At 37.3% G+C, this 13,104-nt stretch carries 12 protein-coding genes; 6 read left to right on the forward strand and 6 right to left on the reverse strand.

The window, feature by feature from the left end:
* Both LEP1GSC195_RS05570 and LEP1GSC195_RS05575 read left to right on the forward strand, forming a co-directional pair.
* Window positions 1-1,203 (forward strand): VWA domain-containing protein, encoded by a 1,203-nt coding sequence (locus LEP1GSC195_RS05570; RefSeq protein ID WP_015682554.1) that lies wholly within the window; start codon window positions 1-3, stop codon window positions 1,201-1,203.
* 60 nt (window positions 1,204-1,263) lie between these two features.
* Window positions 1,264-2,610, forward strand: a complete 1,347-nt coding sequence (locus LEP1GSC195_RS05575) for a PrsW family glutamic-type intramembrane protease (RefSeq protein WP_015682043.1) — start codon at window positions 1,264-1,266, stop codon at window positions 2,608-2,610.
* A 10-nt stretch (window positions 2,611-2,620) separates the two neighbouring features.
* Here the strand turns inward: LEP1GSC195_RS05575 and LEP1GSC195_RS05580 are convergent, their stop codons facing one another.
* Window positions 2,621-3,685 carry an LB_137 family protein gene (locus tag LEP1GSC195_RS05580; RefSeq protein WP_232227705.1) on the reverse strand — a complete coding sequence of 355 codons (1,065 nt, stop codon included), beginning with the start codon at window positions 3,683-3,685 and terminating at the stop codon, window positions 2,621-2,623.
* Between the two features lie 63 nt (window positions 3,686-3,748).
* On the opposite strand from LEP1GSC195_RS05580, the gene LEP1GSC195_RS05585 reads away from it, so the two are divergent.
* Both LEP1GSC195_RS05585 and LEP1GSC195_RS05590 read left to right on the forward strand, forming a co-directional pair.
* Window positions 3,749-5,266 carry a SpoIIE family protein phosphatase gene (locus LEP1GSC195_RS05585; protein WP_015681488.1) on the forward strand — a complete coding sequence of 506 codons (1,518 nt, stop codon included), beginning with the start codon at window positions 3,749-3,751 and terminating at the stop codon, window positions 5,264-5,266.
* The gene (locus LEP1GSC195_RS05590; protein ID WP_015680997.1) at window positions 5,263-6,816 is read left to right on the forward strand and encodes a tetratricopeptide repeat protein; all 1,554 of its coding nucleotides are present in this window, start codon (window positions 5,263-5,265) and stop codon (window positions 6,814-6,816) included. Before LEP1GSC195_RS05585 ends, LEP1GSC195_RS05590 begins: the two co-directional genes overlap by 4 nt.
* Before the next feature lie 24 nt (window positions 6,817-6,840).
* Here LEP1GSC195_RS05590 and LEP1GSC195_RS19955 read toward each other — a convergent pair whose 3' ends face one another.
* The 3 genes from LEP1GSC195_RS19955 to LEP1GSC195_RS05600 all read right to left on the reverse strand — a co-directional run bounded on the left by LEP1GSC195_RS19955 (window position 6,841) and on the right by LEP1GSC195_RS05600 (window position 7,451).
* Entirely contained in the window at window positions 6,841-7,026 is a 186-nt protein-coding gene (locus LEP1GSC195_RS19955; RefSeq protein ID WP_015682387.1) for an STAS domain-containing protein, read from the reverse strand.
* 8 nt (window positions 7,027-7,034) lie between these two features.
* Window positions 7,035-7,163: an STAS domain-containing protein gene (locus LEP1GSC195_RS20165; RefSeq protein ID WP_015680829.1), complete on the reverse strand. Its 129-nt coding sequence runs from the start codon at window positions 7,161-7,163 to the stop codon at window positions 7,035-7,037.
* 108 nt (window positions 7,164-7,271) lie between these two features.
* Entirely contained in the window at window positions 7,272-7,451 is a 180-nt protein-coding gene (locus tag LEP1GSC195_RS05600) for a hypothetical protein (protein WP_002987119.1), read from the reverse strand.
* A 108-nt stretch (window positions 7,452-7,559) separates the two neighbouring features.
* Here LEP1GSC195_RS05600 and LEP1GSC195_RS05605 point away from each other — a divergent pair, with 108 nt between their 5' ends.
* Window positions 7,560-9,668, forward strand: a complete 2,109-nt coding sequence (locus tag LEP1GSC195_RS05605; RefSeq protein ID WP_015682748.1) for an EAL domain-containing protein — start codon at window positions 7,560-7,562, stop codon at window positions 9,666-9,668.
* The gene (locus LEP1GSC195_RS05610) at window positions 9,668-10,444 is read left to right on the forward strand and encodes a M48 family metallopeptidase (RefSeq protein ID WP_015680777.1); all 777 of its coding nucleotides are present in this window, start codon (window positions 9,668-9,670) and stop codon (window positions 10,442-10,444) included. The genes LEP1GSC195_RS05605 and LEP1GSC195_RS05610 overlap by 1 nt, the downstream gene beginning before the upstream one ends.
* Before the next feature lie 8 nt (window positions 10,445-10,452).
* Here LEP1GSC195_RS05610 and LEP1GSC195_RS05615 read toward each other — a convergent pair whose 3' ends face one another.
* Window positions 10,453-10,998 carry an MORN repeat-containing protein gene (locus LEP1GSC195_RS05615; protein WP_015681141.1) on the reverse strand — a complete coding sequence of 182 codons (546 nt, stop codon included), beginning with the start codon at window positions 10,996-10,998 and terminating at the stop codon, window positions 10,453-10,455.
* A 46-nt stretch (window positions 10,999-11,044) separates the two neighbouring features.
* Entirely contained in the window at window positions 11,045-13,039 is a 1,995-nt protein-coding gene (locus tag LEP1GSC195_RS05620) for an ATP-dependent helicase (RefSeq protein WP_015682107.1), read from the reverse strand.
* Window positions 13,040-13,104: the final 65 nt, after the last annotated feature.

Here is a 13,104-nt window from a genome sequence, read left to right on the forward strand (position 1 = left end):
ATGTTTTTGGATTTTTTTTACAATCTGCGAGGAGAGTCTGTCCCTTGTTCTACGGGAGAGTTAATTGCATTTCTTGCAAGCCTGAGGAAACTTACCGATCCATCCGGTTACATGAACTTGGACCAACTTTACCGGGTTGGCAGACTTAACTTTGCCAAAGATCTAAAATTCTATGATAGTTATGATCTTGCCTTTGCCAAAACCTTTGGGAGCTGGAAGGAACAAAGAATTCAATTTAGAGATACTCTCTTTGAATGGTTGGAAGAAAATATTTCGAAACACTTAAGTGATTCCGAAAAATTAAATGCCCCTAACTTGAGTTTGGAAGAAGTTATTGAAGAATTAAAAAAACGTTTAGCCGAACAAAAAGAACGCCACGATGGTGGTAACAAATGGATTGGAACTTCGGGAACCTCTCCCTTTGGGAATTCCGGATTTAATCCCAATGGAATCTCCATCGGCGGAAATACAGAAGGTGAGGGAAGTCGTTCCGGTGTGAGTTTGTGGAACGAAAGAAAGTACAAAGCCTACCGGGAAGATGAAATCCTAGACACAAGATCTATCCAACTTGCCTTAAAGGAACTTAGGTTCTTAAAAAAAGAAGGAAGGAGAGAACTCCACGTAGACAAAACCATCGATAGAACCTGTGAAAATGGGGGTGAGATTGAACTTGTGGAAGAGAGAGAGCGAAAAAATTCGCTTCGCCTTGTACTCATTATGGACATTGGAGGAAGTATGACTCCTCATTCTGACAGGGTAAGTAAACTTTTTAGTGCCAGTAGGGGACTGTATCATTTCAAAGAAGTTCACAACTATTTTTTCCATAACATCTTTCATGAATATCTATATGCAAACCATGAGTTCCAAACCAAAATCTCTCTCAAACAATTTGAGGAAAAATTTCGCAAAAACACAAAACTAATTTTTGTAGGTGATGCTTATATGGCGCCTTACGAACTTATGGGAACACCTTACAATCCTTATGCGTATCACAGTTCTAGTTCTGAAGAAAAACAAAGAAAGGCAAAAAGTGGACTCGAATCCTTAAAAGAACTCGTAGGATATTTTCCGGAATCAGTTTGGCTGAATCCAGAACCAAAACGTTTTTGGGGAGCACCCACGATCGAAGCAATTGAAGATGTTGTTCCTATGTTTCCTTTAACGATTGACGGTTTACGGAAGGCAGTAAAAAGATTAGTTTAATCAATTTTCTTTAGCATTTCTCATTGATTTTTAGAGTTTTTTAGCCGTTAATCATACCAAATGATCGCTCAAATTTCCATCCCTAGTCTGGTCATTTTTCTTATCAATTTTCTCACTTTAGGTTTTTATTATTCCTTCTATCGATTTCATTTTTACCGATTCACTGATTCCTTTTTGCAATATACTGCGTTTGCATTTTCAATTTTTAGCGCAGGAGTTGCGATTGGCCTGCAAGCGCTTCTTTTAAATTGGATTCCAAGTGGCGATCCCTTTTGGAATGCTTTTATCCACTCTGCCTTTCTAGAAGAGTTTGCCAAACTACTGGGAATTTATTTATTTTTCCGTAAGAATCAGGATGAATTTACTGTTACCGATGGTATTTTTTATGGACTTGTGTTAGGTGGAGGTTTTGGTTTAGTTGAAAATATTTTATATTACATCAACACGGGCCTTTGGTCACAAGTGCTTCGTTCCATCACGGCTTTACCCATCCACATGATGAATGGTGGGCTCATTGGTGCTTACCTGATGATGTTTTTATTTCATAAAAATCCAGTTTTTAAATGGGGAAAACTATCCTTTGGATTCTTGATTTGTGTCGGAATTCATGGATTGTATAACCTTTCTTTGTTTCAAGAACAAGACTTGTTATTAATTCTTCCGATTTGTATTCTTTTCCTTTTCTTTTTATTGGAACTGACAATTGCAAAATCTAGGATCCTTGTTCCTGGACACATCCTAAAACTCTTAAATATGAGTATGGAAGAATATGAAATTTTGAGTCGTCACAATAGGCACGAAGGTTGGATTCAAAATATTCAAAAACATATTTCTACGTCGGGTATCAAACTTTTACAATTTCCAACCTTACGTCATTCTCTACTCACTGTTTTCTTTCTAATACCTAGTATTTTATCAGTGTATTTATTATTTAATTCCCCTGATTGGATATCTCATAAATTTCCCGATTTAGCACTTCAAGATTATTTTGCCTTGTTTGTTATGTATCCAATGATCCTATCCCTAATGTTTTTCTTTGCCGGAATTATAAATCCATATTTTTTCCGGGACAGGATGCTTGAAGTACCTTTATTTAGTTCCGTTGACCTACATACGACAAATGTTGAAGAAAACTCGGCAATCTTTCATATACAAGCGAATATGTTTTATATGCCAACCTCACAATTGTTTCAAGAAAATACAAAAGTGAAATTTGATCTTTGGATTGGTTTGGACTGTTTTGTTGGACTTTCAGGAACCATTCTATGGTGTAAGGAAAACGAAGAAGGAAATTGCGGTGCTATGTGTCAATTGGACCAAATTCCCTATGCTTTCTTAACCAAATGGCATTTTCTAAGACTCAAACAGAATTTCAAAAATTTATTTTTAAGAAAGTCTATTGTTTGAGTTATCAAAACTAAAATCTTGACTCAAAGCTAAATCCATAAAACATACTGTCGTTAGGTTTATAGATTTGTTGGTTCCCAAGACCCAGGCTACTTACGTTTGGTTTCATATCCAAAATTGGTTTCAGATACACTCCGTTCGGATTTTCCTTTTTTGTCTCCATAGGTCCCAAATAAAAACTATCTATTAGACTATAAGTGATGATCGAAGTGAAAACTACAGAATAGATAAGGAAACGTTGCCTGTGAAAGTCGTAATTATCCGTTCCAAGAGTATTAGCAAAAATAAATACTTTTCCGTCACCAGAAGGAATGTATTCAATATCTTTGTTAATTGCATTTACGGATGCATTGTATTCGTATAACATTCCTAAGCCGGAAAGCAAAGCTCCTCCAAAAATATAAGCAGCTTTTCCATATCTTTTTTCTGTGATAGGGGCATAACCTGGAATGACTTTGGGTGTTTCTTCTTTGATTACTTTAACAATGACCGATTTATTTTGGATCTCAAAGGATTGGAAATCCAGAGTATCGAAGGATTCCAAAGTTTTGGATTCTGTCTCAATAGTGATTTTCCCACGTTCTAAAGTTTTGAAATTTCCGAGGATTTCTCTATCCGCAAAAATCCATTTCCCTCGCACTCCAGGATCAATATAGCGCTCCATAGGAAGCCCCGATTCCGCACTCACTTTCAAAGTTGAGATTTTTTTAACGGGAATAATCTCCAACTCCAAGGGACTACTTTTCTTCGAAAAACTTGCTGTCGTTTTGTTTAGTTTGGTGAGAATTAAATCACAATCCTCTACACCAAATGTTTTGTAATCGGCACAAGTAGGAAGACCGTCATACCCAACATCAATGCCCAAAACCTCTGTATTTAAAAATTTATAACGTTTTCCTTGGTCCTGCCATTCTACGTGAGTTGCGGTCACGTTCACCACTTTGCCATTCAGTACTTCCCCTGATTTTAACCGGATCTTGTCGGCAGAAAGGGCAGAAAAACTAAATACTACAAAACAGGTAAGAAGGGAGGCCCGCAAGCAGGAAGGGAAGGATATGTTGATGCCTAAAACCAATGGAAAATCTCAATTTTGTGATAGATTTCTATCACTTAATTATCGACAATACTAGTAATTGCCGTGAACAAAAGCAAAATCAAAACGACGAATTCCTTACGCTTTAAGATTGGACTCTTTTATTCCCTTCTTGCCTTACTTAATATCATCTTTTTTACGGTGATGATCTTCGAAAATCAATCTGATTTACTACTCAAGAACTTTCAATTCCAGTCAGAAAACCTTGCCAACACCATCCTTGCCGATATCCAAACGATTGGTCTTTCGGGAGAAAGGGATGAAAGTTTTGAAGTTTTTCGCAAAACACTTAAATTATACGAAATCAATAAATTTACTATCTTTGACGTTGATGGCAAAAATGTGTTATCGGAACCAGAGTCTGGTCCAGATGTAAAAGAGATAACAGAAGCTGTTTTAAAAAAGACAAAAGAGGTCTCATCAGATAAGGAAGGGAATCTCTTTAAAGCTCGGTATAGTTTGGATCTAAATGAGTCAGATTTCACAGTCGATTTTTTATTACCCATCCGTCTTTCAAATAACAAGGAAGTTTTTTTATTCACTCATTTCAATATCTCTTCAATCCAGGACCGACTGAAACAACTCTATATCCAAGTGGGATATGCTGTCCTTTGGGGAATCGTATTTCATATTATTTTTGCTATCCTTGTATACAGAGCCATATTCAAACGTGTTGGTTCTTTAGAAATTGCTTCAAAAGATATGGCCACAGGAAATTTACAATCTCGAGTCAAGTGGGATTTCAAAAGTAATGATGAGTTGGATAGTTTGGGTAAGTCATTCAACTTAATGGCAGAAGAAATCCAAAACAAAGTAACAACAATTACGCGATTGAACGAAGAGATCAATCAAGAATTACAAATCGGAAAAGAAGTACAGGAATTGTTTTTGCCTTCTGTGAAAAAATATAAAAAATTTAATATTGGAAAACTCTATCGCCCCATGCGGGAAGTTTCCGGCGATTTATATCAATATTTTCAGTTTCCCGAAAAAGATTATTACGGATTCTTTTTAGCTGATGCTTCGGGCCACGGTGTTTCTGCTGCTCTTGTAACGGTCGTTATGGCAATGTCCTTACAAGCTATTATGAAAGAAAATCATTCAGCGATACAAGCAATCAACCAACTAGGCGAAGTCATTGCCAATCGCCTCCAAGCATCCTTTTTTGCTACAGGTGTTTTTGTAGTTTTTGAAGAACCAGGTGTTGTTAAATTTGTAAATGCAGGCCACAACGCACCCTTTATCATTCGTCCTTCCACAAAGGAAATTACCTATGTAGATAGTTCAGGCCCACCACTCGGTATGGGTGATGACATCCAATACTCTTTAGAATCATTTCCTGTTCTTCCTGGTGATAAAATCATTCTTTATACGGATGGTGTAGTGGAAACTCCCATCAAAGAAGGGGGACTTTTTGGACTCGAACGTTTCACCGAAGTAGTTCTTGAAAACATTCATTTATCCAATGCAGAAATTGTGGAAAAGGCAATGGCACTGCTCGAAGAAAAACATGAGGAATATAAGGATGATGTGACTATGATTGTCCTTGATGTACCAGAATGAAAAAGTTTTTCTTTTTCTCTCTTTTCTTTGTTTTGTTTTTCTTTTTTGCTTTGGCTTCTCAATCGATTGTCAGTGTAAAACTACAAGAACTACGTTTTGGAATTCTTAGAGATCAACTGATGAATTACGAGCTCTCTTCTCAAACATTGAGAGAGCGATTGAAACAAATGTTCCTTTCCAAAGATGACTATATGTCTGAGGTAAAAGTCAACATTTTGGAATCGGGGATTATGAACTCCGAAACAGAAGGTTTGGACTTAAAGATGAGCTGGCAAGACCGTTTTGGTTTATATGTCATTAACTCGGTGCGTTTTTTAAATTTCAAACCAGCATTGGAGCTAGAGGAACAACAAAAAACCATCATTCGTTTGCAGTTTGCTTTCTACATGGAAAGAACAAGAAAGTATCCAATTGCTTCAAAAAAATACCAAGAGTTGGAAGAATCGATCACTTCTTCACTCTCTGATGAAATGGCTTTCACTCTTCTACACTACGGGTATTGTTTGGTGATGATGGGGGAGAGAGAAAAGGCCTTTCTCAAACTCACCAAAGCCATTGATTTATTTCCAGGAACTCACTATGCAGAGAACGCAAGCCTGCTCATTAGTTTTTTAGAAGAAGGTGAGAAGAAAAAAGAGGAACTCAAAAACAAAAAGAAGTCCCCGGAGGAATTGGCTTATTCTTTATTCCAAAGTGGAGACTATGAAGAAACCTTAAAAACCTTGGAAAACCTTCCTATACTTACTAAAGATCAATCCTATATCAAAGCTAGGGCAATGGAAGAATTAGGTAAAACTTCCAATGCAGTAAAAGAATACATTCAGCTCGTCAAACAAAAACAAAACAAAGAAGTCGCCATTAGGGCTAACAGACGTTTATTATTAATTGGAAATTTTTATCAAGAAAACAAATCACTTGTAGCCTTTTCTAAAGAAGAAGCAACGAAACTAGGTGATGCAAAAGCCGCAGAGAATATTGAAGAAGGAAAAAGTTTGGTTCTAAAACCGGTCATTATAGAAAAGGTGCTAAAATCTGAAACTGCGTCCAACCTTTCTGCAGAAGAAGCAAAAGAACTCAATCAAATCAAAGAAAACATTCGGGAGTCTCTCGAAGATTCCAAGGGTGAAACTACAAAATTAGCTACTGTTGTTTCAGAAGAAAAAATACCGCTAGTTGCAGAAACCCCAGAAGTGACCTTAAAAACTACCGAACAAACTCCTCCAGTCGTTATAAAGAAACAATTACCTCAAACTCCGTTAAAACTGAAAGTGAAGTTACGTGATGGAAGAGAAGTAGTTTGCGATGAAGTGCGGATTGAAGGAAACCTTGCTACACTGCAATTAGGTTCCTTTGGATTAAACCTACCATACGATTTGGTGGTTTCCGTCCAAGTTTCCGGGGATCGAGCTGGTATCGTAAAACTAATTACAGGTTCAGGAAGCCAAGTCGAATCAAGTCGTTGGATTCAAGATAGTTCTGGGGATTGGACTAAACCAAAATCACTAGAAGCGCCGGTCGTACGGGGAGAGGTGAAGTCCTTCCGGCTCTAAAAGAGAAACTAAGAATTTCTGAATTTAGGGAAGTTCAGATTCTCCGCCGAGGATCGTAAAGAATTTGTCCAAACTGGACAGTTTCAAAATTACCATAACATCCTGGCTAACATTGAGAAGAAAAAACTGCCCTTCTTCAGACTTAAGTTTCTTTTGAAGATTTGCAAGCAATGCAATTCCGGAGGAATCCAATAGTTTGATATTCACCATATCAATTGCTACTGATTCAGCCCGTCATCGATGATTTTGTGGAGTTCTTTTTTAAGTGCGGGTGCAGAATAAATATCGAGGGAACCCTCTAGAGTAACAACTGTATGATTTTTAACTTGTTTTGTTGTGAAATTCATTGAACTTCCTACTGGCACGTATACTATCTGTTTCGTTGCCAATTTTGTAAAGAATTTTTGTGGAAACTTGTCGCTTGAACCAATATACCATTTTAACTAGAAAAAACCCTAGGTTTGTAGCCTTTTTAAAACCAAAGTGATCGCTTGGTTGAAACCATCATAACCACCTTTGTCATATTCATTGAGTCCTTTATAATCCAAATCGCTCATGTCTAAGAGTAATTTCCTTAGTTCATGCTCTAAATAATCTTTTTTGATATAAGTAGTTTCGAAAGTTTTTGGATGCACTTCAGATATCGGACGAAATTTCCAAGAAATTTCGAATCTTTTTTAGGTTGAGATTTTAAGAAAAATACGAATCATAAGTGGCAGAGATAGCCGGGTTCGGCAAATACAATGGGCATTCCAATCAGCGTTCTAATACTCGAAAACGATTCTAATAGTGTATTTGACCTAGTAAGAGAGATGAAGGCCAACGGCCTAAGTCCTCTTTACCGAGTGGTGGAGACATTCCCATCCTGGGAAGCGACTGTCCACGAAGAAGACTGGGATGCCATCATCTGCAGCACGAGAGAACCATTCCACTCAGAAATTCCAATTTACCTACAATACTTAAATGATAAAAAAATTGATATCCCGGTAATTTTACTCAGCGATCCCGAAGACTTTTCGAAAAACTTGAGTTATATGAAGTCTGGAGTCAATGACCTAATTGACAGAAAAAACCTTCTTCGATTAACAGAAGTTTTAGAAAGGGAAAGGAGGGAACTTGTCTATAGAAAGGAAAAAAATACAACTGAAACCTTCTTATATGAATCTTTAAAAGAGATTCAACTCCAAAAATTTGCTTTAGACCAGGCCAATATTGTCTCAATTACAGATGCAAATGGAATCATTACTTACGTTAACGAGTCCTTTTCAAAAGCAACCGGATACACAGTTTCCGAATTGATCGGACAAAACCATAGAATTCTCAAATCCACAGACAAAACCAAAGACGATTGGACTAAAATTTGGGAAACGATCCAAAAAGGAAAAGTATGGCGGGGAGAAATACGCAATATTAAAAAAGACGGTAGTGACTACTGGGCAGACACAACCATAGTTCCATTTACAGGTCAAGACGGATCCATATTTCAATACATTGCCATCCATCACGATATCACAAACCGAAAACTCGCAGAACAACAATTAACCCATGATGCTTTTTATGATAATCTAACTGGACTACCAAATCGTGCTTTGTTTCTTGCAAGGATTGAACAAAAAATCTTCGCATATAATATGAAGAGCTCTGGGTATCCAATCTTATTTTGTATCAACATCGATAACTTCAAACGAATCAATCATTCGCTTGGAAATGATGCTGGAGATCAAATCCTCGTTATCTTTTCAGAAAGACTCAGACAATTTTCAGATTCCGATGCCATCATTACAAGGCTCGGTGCAGATAACTTTTCGATTCTACTCACTCATCTTCTTGCCATCGATGAAGGAGTGAATTATGCAATAAGACTTCTCGAACGTCTAGGAGATCCTATCCCTCTCGGTGGATACGAAATCTATCTGACTGCTTCCTGTGGGATCTCGGCATTTGGACTTGGTGGAAAAGATGCTGATGTACTTTTAAGGAATGCGGAAATTGCAATGTTTCATGCAAAATCTCAGAAGGTGGGAACTGTATCCGTTTTTAACCAAGCGATGCAGGAAAAAATTCATTTCCAATTAGAAATTCAAAATGATTTAAAAAAAGCATTAACTCATAACGAAATCTTTGTTTACTACCAACCAATCTTAGATCTTAAAGAAAATAAAATAGGTCACTGGGAAGCTCTGGTTCGTTGGCGCCATCCCCAAAGAGGAATGGTTTCACCTGCAGAATTCATTCCCCTTGCCGAAGACTCAGGTCTCATTGTTCCCATCACTCGTTTTGTATTAGAACAAGCTGCAAATGTCATTGAAGAAGTACAAATTAAACAAGGATTACCAATTTCCATTGCGGTTAACTTAAGTCCACAGGTGTTTTTTGATCAAAATATTTTCCATTGGATTGTAGACCTCCATAATAGAAGAGGGATTCCATACACGTCCCTACAAGTTGAAATTACAGAAAGTTTGGCGATGAAAAATCTCACAGAGACTGTTCCAATACTTTCCAATCTAATTGATATTGGAGTGAAAGTTGCTTTAGATGATTTTGGAACAGGATTTTCCTCTCTGTCATATTTAGAAAAGTTGCCCTTGTCGATTGTGAAAATTGATAAATCTTTCCTTAGTAATGTTGAGGAAGGTTCTAAAGAAAGTTTTTTATTAATTTCCATTATCAATATGGCACATGACCTTGGTTATTCGGTTGTGGCAGAAGGAGTTGAGGAATTAGAACAGTTGGAACTTCTTAAATCTTATGAATGCGACAAAATCCAAGGTTATTGGTTATCAAAACCGATTGGTAGCGAAGATGTAGTCCCTTTTATCCATCAATTTTATTCACAACAGGAAAAATAATGATTCGAAATTCAATTTTCTTTTTAGCACTTACAACCCTCATCCATTGCAGCACTTCTCCTACAGGAAGAAAACAAATCATACTTGTAAAAGATGCAGAAATGAACGAGATGGGAACCTCAGCATTTGCAGAGATGAAAACAAAAACACCAGTCGATACAAATGTAGTAGCAAATACTTATGTAAACTGCATTGTTTCGGCGGAGTTGGCTGTCACTTCCGATACCACTGGTGTAAATTCATGGGAGGTAGTTGTATTTAGAGACAACAATCCCAATGCATTTGCTCTTCCTGGTGGGAAAATAGGTGTATATACAGGTATGTTTTCAATAGCGAAAAACAAAGACCAATTAGCAGCCGTTATTGGACATGAAATTGGTCACGTGATTGCGCGCCATGGAAACGAACGCATATCTCAAAATCAATTGGCTGGTGGGTCTGTTAAAATTTTAGAAAGCCTTGGAAAACCTACCGTTGCAGGAGCTCTCGGAATGGGTGCGAAATTTGGAATCCTGTTACCTTTTTCTCGGGAACATGAATCGGAAGCTGATTTGATTGGTTTGGAACTTATGGCAAAGTCGGGATTTGATCCCAGACAGAGTGTAGAACTATGGAAAAATATGAGTGCTCTTGGTGGTAACAAACCAAACGAGTTATTATCAACTCATCCGTCTGATGCCACTAGAATGAAGAATTTAAATGCTGCTATGCCAAATGCGCTGGTTTTATGGGAAAGGGCAAAAGCAGAAGGGAAACATCCCAACTGCCAATTGTAAGGTGATATTTATTCGCAGAGAAGTTTTCTTCCTGCGATTTTACAATTCCTGGCTTTACCTTCATCAGTAAGTACACCGATACCTTCCTGACCATCAGAAGTAAAATCACCAGAAACAGATTTACCATCTTTGAAACTATAAGTTCCTTTTCCGTTGATTTGTCCGTTTTGAAATTCTCCAATATACTTGTCCCCGTTTTTGAAATTATATTCACCGGGGCCTTGTTTTTTATCTTCTATATATGTACCACTAAACTTCTCACCATCAGAGTAGAGAAAACTTCCAGGACCTTCCCGTAAGTCGTTTTTGAAAGACCCTGTGTAGACATCTCCATTATCATACACATATTTACCGATTCCATTAACACAGTTTCCTTCGATACAACCAAACTTCTTTCCACCTTTTTCTGGATCTTCTAAATTGGCAGCTCGTGAGTTTGTTTTCGAATCTTGGTTGGATGGATCAGAAACATCTTTTGTATCTTGTGAAGCACAAGCCATAAATAGCGGCAAAAGTAAAACTCCACAAACCAAACTGCGAATGAATAATTTCATACGTCCCCCAAATCTGAACCCATCCTAGAGGGTGATTTGTTAGAAATCAATTCAAAAAGTATCTTTGGATGTCCTGAAACCGGTCGTTTTCCGAATCAGCTTTTGTACCTTCCATTTGATTGTTTGCAATTTCTGGATGAACTACTTCCACTAAATCGGAAAGATTGGGTAAATCGACTAGGAATCGGCTGATAGTTGTTAATCGGTTTTTATCAGTGAATACAGGTGATGTTAAAAACAAACCTTGTTTTGCCCGAGTGATAGCTACATAAAACAATCGTCTTTCTTCCTCCAAATCTTGGACAGTTTTGATCCTAGAACTTGGTAAACTTCCTTCCACCAAATGCATGGTAAATACATACTTCCATTCTAATCCCTTTGCTGAATGAATTGTGGACAGTGTCAGAAATTCATCTTCCTCTGTATCCAAAGAGTTTGTATCTTTTTTTTCCGTAGGATCTAGAGTTAAATTTGCAAGGTATTCAGAAAGGTTCTCAGTCGATTTGGCTAAAATTTTCAATGAATCCAAATCCTGTTTCCGTCTCTCAAAATCATCATATTCCTGTTCTAAAATTGGTAAGTAGTGTGAAAGAACGGTTTCCACTACCGCCTGACTATTTCTTAAACTTACAATATTTTCTTGTAAAATTTGGATTAATCTTTGAAAGGATGACTTAACTGCTTCAGGAATACCCAAATAAAATGTAGGGGAACTTTCCAACATATCATATTGGAAATGGTTCAGTTCTAGATTTTTATAAAGAACTTGCGCATATTTTTTTCCAATGTTTTTTTCCAAAAGTAAAACCCGGTTCCAAGAAAGGATATCTTTGGGATTGTCGATAATGCGAAGGTAAGCAAGAAGATCCTTCACATGTGCTAAATCCAAAAAACGTTTTCCCCCATATTTACGGAACGGGATTTGTTTCGCACTCAGTTTGACTTCCAGAAGGTTTGAAATATAACCAGCTCGGAATAGGACTGCCATTTCCGACAAAGGGATGTTATCTTCATACAATTCCAATATTTTATCCGCAATCCAGGTAGCTTCCTCTTCAGCAGATTCAAACTTAGTATGTATTGGTTTGTTTAAAGAACCTTGCGTATGTGATATTAATATTTTTTTATAGTTTTCTTTACTTTCGTTCAAAACGGCATTTGCTAAATCCAAAATGGATTGTGTGCTTCGATAGTTTTCTGTTAGATGGATTGTTTTTGTATTAGGGAAAATTTTTGGGAAATCCAACATATTGTGTACGTTGGCCCCGCGAAAACCGTAAATACACTGAGCATCATCACCAACGACAATTATATTTTGATGTTTACTTGCCAGTAAACAAGCAATATGTGCTTGAATCCGATTAGTGTCTTGGTATTCATCGACTAAAATATATTTATATTGTAACCCAATCCTTTCGCGGATCGATTCTTCTTCCATTAAGATCTTTCTTGTGAAATCTAGTAAATCGTCAAAATCCAGGGAATTGTGTTTTAGCTTTAATTCTGCAAATTTAGATTTGATTTCTTGAATTTCTTTTGTGAGACCAAGAAACATTGGGTAGTCCTTTTGCAGAACTTTTTCCAAAGAAATCTGAAGATTGAAACAACTTGAGAATATCTCCGCAAGAGTTTCCTTTTTCGGAAACCGGACTTTGGACTCCTTGGAAACGAATTGGTCTCTCGCCATACCCACAAGGCTTGTGGCATCATCTTCATCCAAAATCGTAAAATTGGAATTGAGGGAAACAGCCAACGAATGCTTACGTAAAAAATGGTGACAAAACGAGTGAAAGGTTCCGCCTTGTACGGATAACATTCGAGAGTCTAGTTTTTTCGTTGCACGGTTCAACATCTCTTTGGCTGCCCTTCTCGTGAAGGTTAAAAGGAGTAGGGAACTCGGCTCTAGTCCACTCTGAACGAGAGCTGCCAATTTATTGACAAGAGTGTTCGTTTTCCCAGTACCTGCACCCGCAACGACTAGGACAGGGCCAGGAGGTGATAAAATGACTGATTTTTGGGCTTCGTTTAAATCCTCATTCACAATACAGAGATTTGTTGTACGGATTCTGTTGACAAACTCTAATTATTGTATTTGATAGATGAAAC

It is taken from the genome of Leptospira wolbachii serovar Codice str. CDC (genome assembly GCF_000332515.2).
GTDB classification, from domain to species: domain Bacteria; phylum Spirochaetota; class Leptospiria; order Leptospirales; family Leptospiraceae; genus Leptospira_A; species Leptospira_A wolbachii.

Bases quoted from the DNA above. Each gene is read 5' to 3' on its own strand.
- LEP1GSC195_RS05570 (WP_015682554.1), top strand. From the start codon at position 1: ATGTTTTTGGATTTTTTTTACAATCTGCGAGGAGAGTCTGTCCCTTGT.
- LEP1GSC195_RS05575 (WP_015682043.1), top strand. From the start codon at position 1,264: ATGATCGCTCAAATTTCCATCCCTAGTCTGGTCATTTTTCTTATCAAT.
- LEP1GSC195_RS05590 (WP_015680997.1), top strand. From the start codon at position 5,263: ATGAAAAAGTTTTTCTTTTTCTCTCTTTTCTTTGTTTTGTTTTTCTTT.
- LEP1GSC195_RS19955 (WP_015682387.1), bottom strand. From the start codon at position 7,026: ATGGTGAATATCAAACTATTGGATTCCTCCGGAATTGCATTGCTTGCA.
- LEP1GSC195_RS20165 (WP_015680829.1), bottom strand. From the start codon at position 7,163: ATGAATTTCACAACAAAACAAGTTAAAAATCATACAGTTGTTACTCTA.
- LEP1GSC195_RS05605 (WP_015682748.1), top strand. From the start codon at position 7,560: ATGGGCATTCCAATCAGCGTTCTAATACTCGAAAACGATTCTAATAGT.
- LEP1GSC195_RS05610 (WP_015680777.1), top strand. From the start codon at position 9,668: ATGATTCGAAATTCAATTTTCTTTTTAGCACTTACAACCCTCATCCAT.
- LEP1GSC195_RS05615 (WP_015681141.1), bottom strand. From the start codon at position 10,998: ATGAAATTATTCATTCGCAGTTTGGTTTGTGGAGTTTTACTTTTGCCG.